The organism is Candidatus Poriferisocius sp. (genome assembly GCF_965208355.1).
GTDB lineage: Bacteria > Actinomycetota > Acidimicrobiia > Acidimicrobiales > Bin134 > Poriferisocius.
The window spans coordinates 2,975,476-2,990,153 of sequence record NZ_CBDBOM010000003.1 but is presented as its reverse complement, the minus strand read 5'-3'; the positions used below and the strand labels follow the sequence as shown (position 1 = coordinate 2,990,153).

Genomic DNA, 14,678 nt, shown 5'->3' with positions numbered 1-14,678 from the left:
CTTTCCCGAGAGCGAGGTTTGCCGATGAAGGCCAAGCGCACGATCCAATTGATCGCCACCATCGGAGTAGCAATCGCTCTGCTAGTGGCCGCGGGATGCGGAGGCGGCGCCGAAGAGGAGCCGATCGCCGTGGTGGGCTCAGAGCCGGATGCCACCGCCACCAGCACTGCTCCACCATCCCCAGAGGCAACTCCTACGGGTGTTCCTCAGGAAGAATCTGAGTCGACTTCAACGACAGACCCCGTCGCCACCCCCACCGCCGATCCCGACGCCAATGCCGCAGTCACCGGCACCGTCACCTATCGGGAGCGGATTGCGCTTTCCCCGGGGGCGGTGGTCACCGTGCAGCTTCGGGACACTTCCCTGATGGATGTGGCCTCTGAGCTGATCGCCGAGCAGGTCATCACCAACCCGGGCCAAGTGCCGATTGCATTTGAAGTGCGCTACAACGAAGCCGACATCAACCCCCGCAACACCTACTCCATCCAGGCGCGGATCACCGAGTCTGACGGCCGGCTGGCCTTCATCAACGACACCGCCTACGACGTGATCACCCGGGGCAAACCCACCAGGATCGACATGGTGCTGGTGATCGTGCAGCCGCCCCCCGATCCCACCGGCGAGTGGAACGAGGAGAACTCCCGCCAATATGTAGAAGAAGAGGTCGAGGTGATCGGAGCCGAGGTGGTGGAGTACCACCCTGAGGTGATCATTCTGGTGGAGCACCACCAATCGACCGTTGAGAACTGCGTCCGCCGGGGCAGCCAGTCATTCGAAATCAGGGGATCGGACATCTACGCCACCATCACCCTTATGGTGCCGCCCCCCACCCCCTGGGCCATCGACTGCGACGCCGAAAGGGTCGTAGTTGAAGAGGTTCTCCGCTTCGGCGATGAGCTCACCCCCGGCCAGACCTACCGGGTATTCGTCAACGGCGTCGATGTCACCACCTTCACCACCCCCCTGGCCAACACCCAGTAGACGCCAGCCCTGACTGGGGAATCTCAGGTGGCCTGAGGAAATGCCGCCGCCAAAATTAAGAATGCCGAGGGCAATAGCCCGAGGAAGTGGAGCCCGGTCCCTCTCCGGACGGTGAGCGGCCGGGCTCTTGCGCGCCAGACTCAGCGGAAATTAGCTGCGCAACCCTGCGGACAAGAATTGAGACAACCTGATGGACAATTTATGGGGTAGATTGTAAGTTCCTGCTGGTGAAGGCCTACGAGGAATCCCATCCGTGGATCACGTTCAGCGCCGCTGATATCAACGATTTGCGACCTCAAACGTGGATGCAGCTGGGCGAGGCCAGGGCAATTTGCGAACAGATCTCCAGCACCCCGCTCACACCCGGACTCGCCGAATACCTCAAGGAAGTGGCGCTCATTAAGGGAGCGCATGCGACAACAGCCATCGAGGGCAACACTCTTGACGAAGATCAAGTAGCCGGCATTCACCGTGGCGAGTACACCGCGCCCCCATCACGGGCGTACCAAGAACGTGAAGTGCGAAATGTGCTTGATGCCCTCACCGACATCGACCGCCAGTCTCTCAGCGGAGAGCTACCGCCGGTCACGGCTGAATTGATCTGCGACTACAACCGGCAAGTGCTCAAAGACACCGAGCACGCATCTGACGCGAGGCCCGGCATGTTTAGAGATCACTCCGTCGTAGCGGGCAACTATCGAGGAGCGCCCGCGGAGGACTGCCCGCTACTGGTTGGCCGTCTCGCCGAATGGCTCGAGGGCGCCGAGTTTCGCTCCGACGACGCGGACTCGATCTTCGCGCTCAGCATCATCCAAGCGGTGTATGCCCATCTCTACATCGCATGGATCCACCCCTTCGGCGACGGCAACGGACGCACCGCAAGACTCTTGGAGTTCATGCTGCTGGCTCGATCTGGGCAGATGCCTCTGCTGGCCGCACACCTGCTCTCCAACCACTACAACCTCACCCGCGATCAGTACTACCGCGAGTTGCAAGCCTCTAGCCGATCAGGCTCGACAGTCAACTTCGTGACATACGCCATTCAGGGCCTGCTAGATGGACTGCAAGAGCAAATCGAATTGGTGCGCGGACAACAGCTCGAAGTCTCTTGGGCTGACTACGTCACCGAAGTAATGAATCGGTTCCCAACAAGTTCAGCCAGCGCACGCCAACGCTCTCTGGTGCTGGCCATGCCTGCGGATCGGGCTGTCTCCAGAGATGACCTGATTGGTCTCACCCCGGCACTGGCCGCCGCATACGCCCGAACTGGCCCTCGGACTCTGAGCCGAGACCTGAATCGACTAGCCAAAGCAGGATTGATCGTTCGAGACGGTCAAGAGTGGAAAGCAAACGTCAACCTCCTTTACGCCTTGCTTCCGCCCCAGGCACCGCTCAGTCCGAGAAGTTGCCCCCCGGCATAACGCACAGCATTTCGAACAGCAGGTTGGCGGTGAGGGCGAAGATGGGGAACACCTCTGTGCCTCTCAAAAACGAATATGCCCCGCCATTCCCGGCGTAACCGGGAAGGCGGGGAACAGTCCATTAACTTTACCAATGCCCCACCAAGAACGTCACAAGCGTGCTCCAGCGGGTGCTGAGCTAAACCATCCCCAAGCGGGCCAGTTGGTCGTCGGGGGCGGACACTTCGACAAGCGCGGTGTGGAGCAGGTCGAGCATTTCGCTCGCGCACGATTCGGTGCTGCGGTTCTCCTGCTCGTCGGGGTCGACATCGAGGTCGAACAGGAAGTGCCGGTCGACGCAGTTGCCGGCGCTGGCCCAGAACGGGAGCATGTCGCCGGGTTGGAAGGGCTGGCGGATCACCGGGATCTCCGACCCGGGCATCGTGTCCAGCCAGGCTCGGTCGTCGGGCATCGGCAATTCGGCCACCCCCTCCATGCCCAGGGGCATGGTGGACCACCGGTTGGACCACATCGACAGGGGGAAGTTGTCGTCTACTGATCCCCGGGCGTACTTCCGGGTGCCGTCGGTCACTTGCACCCACAGGCTGTAGTAGCCGCCCAGCGCCCATTCCCGAATGGAGTCGGCCTCGCCAGTGAGCAGCGGCGCCATTGATTGGCCGTGGGTGGGCTGCATCACCTCGGCGTCGAACACGTCGGCCACGGTGGCGAAGATGTCCACGTTGGTGGTCAACGCGTCGCACACCCCGCCACCGGGCTGGCCCGGCCAGTGGATGAGAAGCGGCGTGTGGGCCAGGGGCTCATAGGTCGGCACCCCCGGCTTGCCCCAGATGTCCCGACCCTCCCGAACGTCGCCGAAATAGTGGCCGTGGTCGGTACACACCACCAGCGCGGTGTCGTCCCACAGCCCCTGCTCGTCGAATCGGTCAAGGATGCGTCCGAACCAGTGGTCGATCATCGACAGCTTGGCTCCGTAGTTGGCCCTCACGTGACGAGCCTCCCGCTCGGAGAGATCGCCGGTGGTGAGGGCGCCGTCGGCGTAGGGGGGCATGAGGATCCACTCCTCGTCCCACACCTCCTCGTGGTAGCGCCCGGCCCACGGTTCGGGGGTGTCGAATGGCTCGTGGGGATCGAATTCGTCCACGAACAGGAACCACCGGTCGTGGTGGGAGGTGTCCTCGGCCAGGAACCGGGCTGCGGCGCTCATCGTCTGGGGGCCGGGGTAGTCGTCCTCGGTCCGGAAAAAAGTTCGGGACCGGTCGTACTCGTTGGCCTTCTCCGGGAACCCGAACACCCGGGAGTACCACCAGTTGCTCCGCCGGGCGGGCATGGCCGGGGTACCGATCCAGGAGGGGTCGTGGAAGGTGCGCCACGGATCGCCCTTGTGACCCCGCAGGTAGTCCCAGGCGTGGAAATCGGTGTGGTAGTTCTCCCCGCCCACTTCAAACAGGTGGGGGTGATCGGACACCAGCGCGGTGGTGACCCCTTTTCGGCGCAGCACCCGGGTGATTGGCTCTTCCCACAGCTCAATCGACCCCCACGGCTTCCACAGAAAGTCCAAAGCCCCGCACAAGATGTCGTGGCGCGCCGGCATGCAGGGCAGTGATCCCGTCACATGGCGGGTGAAGCGGGTGGCCCGCTCAGCCGCAAATCGATCCAAGTTCGGCGTCTCGAACTCTGTGCCGTCGTAGCACCCCAGCATGTGCCGGTTGAGCGAATCCAGCAGGATTACCGCGACGTTCGACGGTTTGCTCACTGGCTGCCTTCCTTCGTGCCCTCTGAAGGGCTGACCAAGTTGTAGGTCTCCGCGGCCACCGCGATGATCTCCTCCCGATCGACTTCCAGGATGAATCCGGCGGCGATGGTCTGGTCGAGGGCGGCGGTGAACGCCGATACGTAATCGTCGCGACCCCCTGGATAGAGGCGGGAAATTGCCCCCGGTCCTAAGGGGAAAGTGGTGCCGAACAGGTAGGCAAGGCCCTGTCCCGTTTGGCCTTCCCCGGACAGCACTCGAAGGGGAATGTCCACCCATGGGTTGCGGATGCCGCCAAGAGCATTGCCGAGCTCGTCGCGTCTGCAATTGGTGCCGCCCTCACCCAAAGCCAATCGGGGGGCGGCGGGTGGTGGCCCACCACCGCCCGCCCAGCGGTCAAGGTGCTCAAGGGCGGCTTGAGCCACATAGTGCTGATGGGGTGCGGAGTTGATGGGATTGTCCGTGGTCGTGATCACCAGCTCGGTGATCGGTTCGAGCATTCGGGCCATTTCCAAGGGTTCCAATTGACCGCCATCATCTCGCGATGCCACCAGCAGATAGGTGTCGGCATGGGAGGCACCCGGCAATTCCCAAACCCGGACGTTCGCGCTGTCGGGTTGCTCAATCGCTGCGTTGCGCAGCACGGTCACGTCGCTCTCGCTGCTCATCAGCAGCACTGGTACCCGGACGTCGGCGCGGATTTGCTCCGGGCAGTGAGTCATGACGTCGTACCGATCGTCGAGCACCCGAGGGCCGAAGGTGCCGGACAAGTCCGTTCGCACTCCGGGTCGCCCGAGGAGGAAGAAGCCGTCGAAGGTCTGCACTAGCGGATCGATGGCGTTTACGTAGGTGGACAGAAACGCCGCCGACTGCGACTCGCCTGCCGCTAACAGCCGTACTGGTACCAGATCGCCCAAGAGCGGCGAGCCGCTTTGGCGCAGGGCTTGGCCCACCTGGGTGAAGATGTCGTAGCTGAAGGCGTCGCCGGGATGGGACAGATGCCCATAGCGCTGCGGTTTGTACAGCTTGAGATGGATGCCGTCGGTGATGCCGCCACCGTCGATGCCGGCCTTTTGAGCCGAGACTCCCACCCAGGCATCGCCCCTTCGGATGATGTGGCGGTGCAGGAAGTCCCAGTGAGGGGAGGCGTCGATGCCCCCCGACACGTTCAGCCACTCCACCACCACAGTGCCGCTGAAATTGGCCTCGGCCGCCGGGCGTCGCACCAGCAGCCGAGTTATGAATGGCGCAGACTCCTCCGGCTCGGCGGCAATCTGCCCGTTTCGGGGCTGCTCACCAACTGCCCGGTACGACTGGGACTGGCCGCGGGCTTCAAACTCGGCTTCCAGGTAGCCCAGCTGCTCGAGGTCGAAGTTGCGGGGGATCAGCACCGGAGGGGTGCCGGGAAGCTCCTCGATGGCGATTGGCGTTGGTGTGGTCACCTCGGCGTGCCCGGACTATTGCTGCTCGACATTAGGGGAGAACTGGTTGGCCACTTCGGGTTCGGGAGATCGCAGCAAGAGCGACTCGATCCCGAAGGTGGGGGCGGCGAACAGTGCCGCGAAGCAAGAGACCAGTCCGTGGGCCACTTCATGGCCGTTCATGATTCCGGTGCGGAACCCTTGGCGCTGCCAGTGGGGGATGGCCGCTTCGAATGCCTCTGGGGTGAACGAATTGGCGAATTCGGTGGGCATGGTGGGCCCGAGAATGACGGTGACGAATCGGCGAGTCCCCAGTGACTCAGTGCGCCAACCTTCCATGGTCGCCTCTAGAGCTCGCTTGGAGGCGGCATAGGGAACCAACGAGTGGCGGGGCATCTCAGTGGAGTCGGAAGACACCGCGGCCACCACTGCGTCCTCGCTGAGATGGGGCAGGGCGGCCTTGATTATCAGGTTCGGTCCGAACGTGTTGACTCCGAACACCGCCTGCCAGTCCTCTTGAGTCAACTCGGCCATCGGCGCCATGGGCGACATGCCCGAGGTATAGACGATGCCGTCGAGGCCACCGAGCGCGTCAACCGCGTCGGCTACTCCCTGCTCGATGCTGGAAGGGTCGAGGGCGTCGATGACCACCACATGGCCGCCTCCGGCCTCGGCTACCGCTTCTTCGAGTGCTTGGCGGCGCCGGGCAGCGAACACCACATTGGCGCCATTGCGCTGAAGCTCGATGGCGGTTGCTCGGCCCAGGCCCGACGAGGCCCCTACCACCAGGATCTTGCGTTCACTCAGTGCTTCCATCTGCTCCTCCTTTACCAAGGGCACCAGTCAGCCAATCCTGCCAAAGGGGTCCATCCCGCTCGGCGGCCTCAGCTCCGTCGGACCCGTATAGGTATAGCCAGACCGAAGTGCCGGCGTGCTCGCCAAATGACTCCACCGCCACAAAGGCGGTGCCCGGTGCGGGCTCATCAAGCAGAAGGGCAATCCGGTACGGTCCGGCTTCCACCACCGTGCCGGCCAGCGGGGGAGCATCGGGCGAGTTGGCTTCGATCCGTTCGCCCACTTTCGGGGCCGACGGGATACCCAGTGCGGTTGTGAGCTCGGCCCATTGCTCATCTCGGGAGCTGGTTCCCATGGCGGTGGGCAGCACCGAGACGGCCGTCTGCCCTCCGAAGTGCTCCAAGTGCAGCCCGAGGTTGGACATGAACAGTCCCCAGCCCTCAACCATGGCGTCATATTGGGCGTCCCACTCGTTGCCTTCGCCGAAGCCGGAGTTCACCAGCCGCACCACACACCGGTCTTCGCCTGCGGGCTCCACAGTCCATTCGAACTCCAGTCCGTCCACACCCTCACCGCCGTCGAAGCAAATTCGCCGAGGCGGCTCCCACACCGCCACCCGACCGGGAATTTGCATCTCCGGCCCTGGTCCAAACGAAGCCATGGCCGCACCCCCGGCTCGTTCCTCCACCGTATGGGGCACATACCAAGAGGAGATCCCCGGCCCCGTGGCCACCGCCCGCCACACCTCCTCGGGCATGCCCGCTACCTCAACTTCCAACTCAATCGAGCGCTCTTCAACCATGGCCCAAACCCTAGACACTTGGGCTGAGAATGGCTTAGGTCGACCTGGCCACTGCCCACAGAATCGACCGTTGGTATATTTCTGGCGATGGGGTTGACTGAGGCGCAGCGGGCGAGCTGGGAGGAGAACGGGTTCTTCATTGAGCGGGGGTTCGCCGACCGGGTGATCGCCGACGCCATGATCGACCGGATAATCGAGATCGCCCGGGCCGACGCTGCCGGTGAGCAACGGCCCGATCTGTTCATCACCCCCGACAAGACGAAGGAGAACCCCCCCACTCCAGAGGTTGGAGTCTCCAAGATCTTCCGGGTCATGCGGGCCGAGCCGGTGTTCCACCAGTTCGCCACCGACCCCCGGTTGCTGTCGATGGTGGGCGATCTCATCGGTCCCGACGTGGACTGTTTCTTGTCCCAGTTCATATTCAAACATCCCGGCACCCTCGGCCAGCCCTGGCACCAAGACGACTACTACTTCCGCATGACCCCCTTGCCCCAGGTGGGGGTGTGGCTGGCCTGCACCGCGGCCACCCCGGACAACGGGCCGCTGTGGATCGTTCCCGGCTCCCATACCGAGCCGATACACGATGCCGTGCCCGACACCCGGGAAGGCGCCGGTTTGGCCTACGTCGAGATTGTCGACGCAGCCACCGACAACGAACAGGTGGTCCTCATGGAACCGGGCGATCTCTTGGTGTTCCACTCCCACCTGCGGCATCGGTCAACCGACAACCTCACCGATGGGATGCGGGCAGCCATGGTGTACCACTACGCCGCGGCTTGCTCAGAGGGATTCCTCGCCTTCAACCAGGATTGGACTGAAGTGCTGCGGGATGGTCAGCCGGTGCAGGCTTCCACCGACCCGGTGCCCATCGAGTTCTGAGCGCCAGGCGCGATCAACCGACGGGCGTGCGGCGGGCTCGGGACGCGAACGCCGCGGTCACCGCGTCGTAGGCCGGCTTCGGATGGCCCTCTCGGTCGAACAGCAGGGGGGCGCGATCGGGCCCGAAGTGCTCGTCCACCCACGAATGGGCGTCGCTCAATCCCCAGAATGTGACCTCCTGACAGGCGTCGACCGACAGCGCGGCGTCGACTAGCTCGCCGTAGATCCGGCCCTGCACGTCGAGGCGGGCGGGGTCGGTCGGATGGGCCAAGACGTCCATCTCGGTGACGGCCACCTCCAGCCCCATGTCGGAGAAGGTGGTCACCCCCCGGTAGAGCTGATCTGGATCGGGAGGACCCGGGGAGAAGTCGGGATAGAGCTGGTGGCCCTGGATGCCGATGCCGTGGAGGGGCAGATCCCGCTCAACCAAGTCGGCCACGATCCGGGTGAACAGGTCGTGTTTGTCGGGGATCACCTCGGTGTGGGTCTCATTGATCCACAGTTCGATGTTGGAATCGGCTTGATGGGCCACGGTCAGTACCTCGGCCAGATAGTCCTCGCCCAGCAGGGAGCGCCAGACGGAGTCGGCGGGGCGGCCCTCCAGCCAGTGCAGCGGCTCATTGACCACATCCACTCGGGCCACCGAGCCTGCCCAATGCGAGAACAGCTCATGGACGTGGTCGACAAGGTGTTGGCGAAGAGCGTCCGCGTCGGCGCATTGGGTGATGTAGTCAGGCGTGCCCCAATGGGGCCAAACCACGGTGTGGCCGCGCACCTGCATCTGGTGAGCCTCCGCAAACTCAACCAGCTCGTCACTAGCCTTCCAGTCCCAGCGGTCGGGCTCGGGATGGATCCATGACCACTTCATGGCCCGCTCCGCGGTCACCGAGTTGAACTCGTCGGCCAACAGCGACCGGTAGTGCTCGTCACCGGAGCCGAAGATCTGGTCGTTGACCGCAGCCCCGACCCGAACACCACCGGCTGCGGCCAGATCCCGCAAGCTCATGGCGCCTGCCTTGACGATTTGGTGACCCCGAACATTCGGGCCACGGTCTTGGACCACAGCTCGGGGTCGGGGGCGGGCCGGCCGTGGGCTTCCTGCACCCCGACGCCCGCCGACAGGGCGTTGATGACGTAAAGCACCACCTCGGGGGCGTCGAGGCGGCGGAGGGTGTCGAGGATCCAGGTGTTGCGGGCTGAGAAGATCTCCGCGACCCCGGCAGCAACGTCGGGATCATGGCGGGCCGCCGCGGCGGCGTCGATCTGCAAGAGCCGAAGGTGGCGGCTGTCCGGGTTGATGAACTGGAAGAACGTCTCCATCGGCCGCTCGACCGCGGCTTGGGCGTCGAACTGGGCATCGCGCTCGGCCAATTGCGTGCGGATCACCTCCACCAGCAGCTGGCCCTTCGAGCGGAAGTGCCCGTAGATCGCCCCCTTGGTGACCCCGGCAGCCACCGCAATGTCCCGCAGCGAGACCGCGGCGTAGCCCCGCTCGACGAACACTTCGGCGGCCACCTCCAGCAGCCGGGCCCGGGTGGCCTCGGCCTTGGGGGTGAGCGGGGGATCGGCGAACACTGAGCTCATGTCTCACCTCCTGCATCCGAACGGGCGATGGCCCGGGTGTCAGTGCCCAGGTAGCTGGTCACCACCCGGGGGTCGTCGCGCACTGCGGCCGGGGTCCCCTGGGCGATCACCTCCCCGGCGTCCAGGCAGTAGATCCGGTCGCTGATGGACATCACCAGGGGCATGTCGTGCTCGATCAACAGCACCGATGCGTCGAGCTCCCGGCGCACTCCGTGCAACAGCGGCACCAGGGCCTCAGCCTCCCGCTGGGCGACCCCGGCGGTGGGCTCGTCGAGACAGAGCAGGCGGGCTCCGCCCGCCACCAGGCAGGCAAGTTCCACGATCCGCCGGGTGCCAGTGGACAGCTCGGCCACAAACTTGTCGGCATAGTCGCCGAGGCCGAAGAAACCGATCAGGTCGTCAGCCGCGCTGATCTGTCGCCTTTCGCGGCGATCACCCGGAGGCAGAGCCAGGGCTGCGGGCCAGAACCGAGTGGGAATGCGCCGCTCCAGCGCCACCTGCACCGTCTCGCGCACGGTGAGATCGGGGAACAGGGTGGCGGCCTGAAAGGCCCGACCCAGGTGATGCCGGTGGCGGCGATGAGCGGCCAGCCGGCTCACATCGGTCCCGTAGATCTCCACTCGCCCGTTGGCCGGGACTAGCCCGCCCACCCCGTTCATGAACGAGGTCTTGCCCGCGCCGTTGGTCCCGATCAGTCCCACGATCTCCCCGTGGCCCACTTCGAGGCTCACCCGGTCTACCGCCACCCGGGGGCCGTAGCGTACGGAGAGCTCGTTAGTGGCCAGCGCGACGTTCGACGGCGGCGACGGGATCGAAGCCGGTGCGGGAATATCGCGAACTCGTACCGAGGGCGCCGGATGCCGCTGGGCGAACCAGCTGAGAAACGAGTCCCGGGCCAGGTACCAGAGCTGCACGAAGCCCCCCGGCGCGTACATCAACAGCACCAGGATTCCCAAGCTGCTGGTCAGCACCGGGATCAGAGCCGAGTCGGGCCAGAAGGCGGGAAGCCCGATCACCCACAGCGAGCCCAGCACTGGGCCGATCACCGAGCCGATGCCGCCGATCACCGCAATGGCCACCACCTTGAACGAGGTGTCCACCGAGAAGAACGAGAACAGCACCGTCGAGTAGAGCCCGGCCAACAGCGCCCCGGCGAACCCGGCCAATCCGCCGCCCAAGGCGAAGGCCAGCACCTTCGAACCGGTGGGCCACACGGTGGCCGCTGCCGCGGCCGACGGGTTCTCCCTGGTGGCCACGATCCGGCGGCCGATGCCGGTGCGACGCAGGTGGGCGGTGAACCCCACCCCCAGCACCAAGCCGATCAGGGCCAGATAGAAATAGGTTCGCTGGGGGGCCAGGTCGATGGGCCCGATATGGGCTCGTTCCAAGAGAGCGGAGGTTTGGCTGCCCCCGCTGAGGAACGGCCGGGTGAAGAAGAACTTCTCCGCCGCCACCGCGAACGCCAGGGTGACCACGGCCAGCAGCAGTCCCCGGGCCCGGAGCGCGCCGATGCCGACAACCACCGACGCGGCGGCGGCCACGGCTGTGCCCCACACCGCAGCCCACAAGAAGTGCAGCTCAGGCATGGGCACCACCACGTCTAACCCGGCCACCCCGAGACCGACATCGTTCCCCCTCGCCAAAGCGGTGGTGGTCAAAGCGCCCAGGCCGGCGAACGCACCTTGTCCCAAAGAGATCTGACCGCTCCAGCCCACCAGCACCACCAAGGAGAGCGCGGCCAGCGCCATCAACAGGATCTCGCTGTAGCGGAAGGTGCGGCTGGCCGTGGTGACGAAAACCGGCACCACCGCCACAATGGCCACCCCGACCGCGGCCAGGATTCGAGAATGGTGGCGAACCCACCAGATCGGGCGCAACTGCGCCGGTATGGGGCGAATCCGGGGGCTGAATGAGAAGGCGCCGGCTTCGTCGGGGGCGCCTCGGCGGGTGGTGGCAAAGATCCCGACGATGGCCACCAGCAGCAGCACTGCTTCGAACCGTCCCAAATCCAGGGGGTAGTTGAGCCGGATGAGCGCCTCGACAATGCCGAGGATTATCCCGGTGGACACCGCCACGCTGAACGAGACGAACGAGGCGCACACCGCCACCACCAACACCCGGGTCATGGTGGCGTGACCGGGACTAGTGGCCACGAACGAGCCGATGGAGTCGGCTTCCTGGAACACCGTGACCAGTCCGGCGAATGCTCCGGTGAGGGCCCACACCACCGTCGACACCCGGCCCGGGTGGATGCCGGCCAATCGGGCTCGATCGGGATCGGCCGCCGTGGCCCGGATGGCACGACCCCACGCCGACCACCGCACCCAGATGCTGAGCGCCACCACCGCGGCGGTCGAAGCCACGAACAAGACAAACTCCCCACCCTCAATCCGTATGCCGAACCACTCCAACTCTCGATTCCAAGGCGTGGGGAAACGATGGCGCTTATCCTCGGCCGACGCCTCGGGCAGGGCGAAGATGAGGGCTTGGGCCAACTGGGCCAGCCCTATGGTGGCCACCAGCAGGATCACCCGGGGGGCGGTGAACAGGCGGCGTACTACGGTCAGCTCGGCCAACCCCAAGAACAAGGCCCCGCCCAGCACCGCCAGCACCACCCCCAACCAGTAGGGCGCGCCGTAGCGGATCACCAGGTGGGCCAGCACCTGGCTGGCCAGCACCCCGGTGGCGCCCACCGCGAAGTTGATGATCCGGCTCGACCGGTAGATGAGGATGACGCCGAGGGCCAACAGGGCGTACGAGAGGCCGTTGACCGCCCCGATGAATATGTACTGCCGTCCGACCTCGAAGGCGAGGATCACGACGGGTCCTCCGGCTCTGGGCGGTCGTCGCCCAAGAAGACGGCCCGGGCGATGTCGCCCCGCTCGGCGAGCTCCGCGGTCGGTCCGTCGAAGCGGACCTGACCCTTCTCGATGAACACCGCTCGATCCGACAGGGCCGCTGCGATGTTGAGCGACTGCTCCACGATGATCATGGTCTGGCCCTCGGCCTTGAGCCGTTCCACGATCTCTATCAGCTCGCCAATCACCGCGGGGGCGAGGCCGAGCGACAGCTCGTCGATGAGCAACACGTCGGGCTCATGCATCAGCACCATGGCCAACGCCAGCATCTGCTGCTGCCCGCCGCTGAGCGCGCTGGCGGACTCGTCGAGGCGATCGGCCAACTCGGGGAAGATCCCCAGCACATGGTCGATGCGGGCATTGAGCTGGGCCCGATCCCGCCGCATGGTCCATCCCGCAGTGCGCAGGTTGTCCTCAATGGACAGCGGCAGAAACACCGCTTTTCCTCCGGGTAGCTGCTGGATGCCCAGATCTACTCGGGTCTGAGGCGAGGTGAGGGTGATGTCGCGACCGTGGTGGGCGACGATGCCCCGCGACGGCACGGCCAGCCCGCTGATCACCCGCAAGATGGTCGACTTCCCGGCGCCGTTGGTTCCGAGCAGCGCCAGGGTCTCACCCCGGTCCACGTGGAGGTTGACGCCGAACAGCACCTGTACCGGCCCGTAGGAGAAGTCGACATCCCGCAGGCCGACGGCCGGCAGCTGATCGGGATGGGCCCGCCGTCGCTGCAAGTCGGCGTGGTCCTTCTCGATCTCGTCCACCACCAGGGAGAGGTCGTGGCGGATGTGTCGGGCCCCCCAGATCAACAGAGCACCGCCGATCAGCTTGAACGGGATGGCCACGACCAGGATGGCGGTGCGCTCGTCGGTGGCATCCGACAACAGCCCGGCCACGATGGGCCCGAGCACGCCGCCGCCCAAGAAGATCACCATGATCGACAAGGCGGTGGACTGGGCCCGCAGCCGGTAGGGGACGACCCCCACCAACAGCGGGGAGATCATGCCGAAAATGACCACGCTCAGCACCGCGGGCACGATGCCCACCGCGGCGAACAGCACGGGATGGGGCATGAAGAATTGGATGGGAATGGCCACCGCGATGGGAAAGAACAGAGCGCCCACCCAGGCCAGCGCCCGAGCTGGGCTCTCCCGGTAGAGGGCGTCGTAGCGCTTGGCCGCCCACGGCGCGGCGGCGAAGGCCAGCATCCCGGGGACGAACCCGATCATCGCCCGCTCGAACGGGCTCAGCCCCCATCGGTCTTCGAGGAACAGGTTGACCAGAAAGCTCTGCCCGATGATCGAGAACACGATGATGCTGAACGAGATCCACGCCAGCTTCAGCGTCTTGATGGCCATCAGGCGCTGCCAAACCGCCCCCAGCGAAACCCGGGGCGGGTCGTCGTCTTCCTCCATCACCTCCCCGAGCACCGACTTCTGCTCGAATTGCCCCCGGGGCGGATCGGGAACGAACAGCGCCCAGATCCCCAAGGCCAAAGTGGGCCAGGCGAAGACCCAGTAGGCCCAGCGCCAATTGTCGTCCACCAGCAGCATGAGGCCGCCCACCAGCAGCGGGGCTATCCGCTCGCCGCCCCGGCCGAGCACGTTCTTTACCGCGTAGATCCGGCCTCGAGCCGAAATGGGGTAGGCGTCGGCTAGCACCGCCCCTTGCACCGGAAAGGTGTTCGACGTGCCAATCCCCATGAGCACGCCGACCATGAAGAATCCCAGAGCGGTGGCCTGGAACCCCCGGGTGAACATGGCCACGCTCCAGAAGATCGTGGCCAGCCCCACCAGGCGCATGCGGTTGACGCGATCCCCCAGCTTGCCCATGGGTATGGCGCACAGCGTGGTGGCTATGAGACCGCCGACTCCCATCGCCGCCAGACCAGCGTCGGAAACCCCAAATGAGTCTTGGATTTCGGGACCGAGGAGGCTGGGGATGGCCAGCTGGAAGGCATCGACCGCATCCAGGGTTCCCAAAACGGCCAGCACGCCGACGCCGCCGGTGGCCACCGCCTGGCGCAGCGTCATCGCTTCTTCGCCGACTCCGGGGAGGTCCTCGTCAGCGCGGACCTCGAGTTGATCGGCCTCAATCGCCTCCCGGGCCGCCTCTTCGTCGAGCAGCGCCCGGCTGAAGTCGGCGAAGCTGCGGCGATCGCCCGACGACTCGGTCATCTGCTGCTATGGA

General features: G+C 65.2%; 11 protein-coding genes. 3 read left to right on the top strand and 8 right to left on the bottom strand.

Annotated elements, in window-relative coordinates:
• The first annotated feature begins 24 nt into the window (after positions 1 to 24).
• Both ACOGXH_RS15200 and ACOGXH_RS15195 read left to right on the top strand, forming a co-directional pair.
• Entirely contained in the window at positions 25 to 981 is a 957-nt protein-coding gene (locus ACOGXH_RS15200) for a YbaY family lipoprotein (protein ID WP_419929930.1), read from the top strand.
• A 227-nt stretch (positions 982 to 1,208) separates the two neighbouring features.
• A complete protein-coding gene (locus tag ACOGXH_RS15195; protein ID WP_419929929.1) occupies positions 1,209 to 2,402 on the top strand; it encodes a Fic family protein in 1,194 nt (397 codons plus the stop codon).
• A 178-nt stretch (positions 2,403 to 2,580) separates the two neighbouring features.
• Here the strand turns inward: ACOGXH_RS15195 and ACOGXH_RS15190 are convergent, their stop codons facing one another.
• Genes ACOGXH_RS15190 through ACOGXH_RS15175 form a run of 4 tightly spaced genes read right to left on the bottom strand, consistent with a single transcriptional unit; the run spans position 2,581 to position 7,170 of the window.
• Positions 2,581 to 4,155, bottom strand: coding sequence for a sulfatase (locus tag ACOGXH_RS15190; protein WP_419929928.1), 1,575 nt, complete (start codon positions 4,153 to 4,155; stop codon positions 2,581 to 2,583).
• On the bottom strand, positions 4,152 to 5,594 hold the full coding sequence (locus ACOGXH_RS15185; protein WP_419929927.1) for an alpha/beta hydrolase domain-containing protein: 1,443 nt from the start codon (positions 5,592 to 5,594) through the stop codon (positions 4,152 to 4,154). The genes ACOGXH_RS15190 and ACOGXH_RS15185 overlap by 4 nt, the downstream gene beginning before the upstream one ends.
• 15 nt (positions 5,595 to 5,609) lie before the next feature.
• Positions 5,610 to 6,389: an SDR family oxidoreductase gene (locus tag ACOGXH_RS15180; RefSeq protein WP_419929926.1), complete on the bottom strand. Its 780-nt coding sequence runs from the start codon at positions 6,387 to 6,389 to the stop codon at positions 5,610 to 5,612.
• Positions 6,373 to 7,170: an SRPBCC family protein gene (locus ACOGXH_RS15175; RefSeq protein ID WP_419929925.1), complete on the bottom strand. Its 798-nt coding sequence runs from the start codon at positions 7,168 to 7,170 to the stop codon at positions 6,373 to 6,375. The genes ACOGXH_RS15180 and ACOGXH_RS15175 overlap by 17 nt, the downstream gene beginning before the upstream one ends.
• An 87-nt stretch (positions 7,171 to 7,257) precedes the next feature.
• On the opposite strand from ACOGXH_RS15175, the gene ACOGXH_RS15170 reads away from it, so the two are divergent.
• Positions 7,258 to 8,049, top strand: a complete 792-nt coding sequence (locus ACOGXH_RS15170) for a phytanoyl-CoA dioxygenase family protein (protein WP_419929924.1) — start codon at positions 7,258 to 7,260, stop codon at positions 8,047 to 8,049.
• Between the two features lie 13 nt (positions 8,050 to 8,062).
• On the opposite strand, the gene ACOGXH_RS15165 is transcribed toward ACOGXH_RS15170, so the two are convergent.
• From ACOGXH_RS15165 to ACOGXH_RS15150, 4 genes are read right to left on the bottom strand one after another with little or no spacing between them, the layout of a single operon-like run.
• On the bottom strand, positions 8,063 to 9,055 hold the full coding sequence (locus tag ACOGXH_RS15165) for an endo-1,4-beta-xylanase (RefSeq protein ID WP_419929923.1): 993 nt from the start codon (positions 9,053 to 9,055) through the stop codon (positions 8,063 to 8,065).
• Positions 9,052 to 9,633, bottom strand: coding sequence for a TetR/AcrR family transcriptional regulator (locus tag ACOGXH_RS15160; protein ID WP_419929922.1), 582 nt, complete (start codon positions 9,631 to 9,633; stop codon positions 9,052 to 9,054). Before ACOGXH_RS15160 ends, ACOGXH_RS15165 begins: the two co-directional genes overlap by 4 nt.
• Positions 9,630 to 12,452, bottom strand: a complete 2,823-nt coding sequence (locus tag ACOGXH_RS15155) for an ABC transporter permease subunit (protein WP_419929921.1) — start codon at positions 12,450 to 12,452, stop codon at positions 9,630 to 9,632. Before ACOGXH_RS15155 ends, ACOGXH_RS15160 begins: the two co-directional genes overlap by 4 nt.
• Positions 12,449 to 14,665: an MFS transporter gene (locus ACOGXH_RS15150; RefSeq protein WP_419929920.1), complete on the bottom strand. Its 2,217-nt coding sequence runs from the start codon at positions 14,663 to 14,665 to the stop codon at positions 12,449 to 12,451. Before ACOGXH_RS15150 ends, ACOGXH_RS15155 begins: the two co-directional genes overlap by 4 nt.
• Positions 14,666 to 14,678 lie beyond the last annotated feature (13 nt).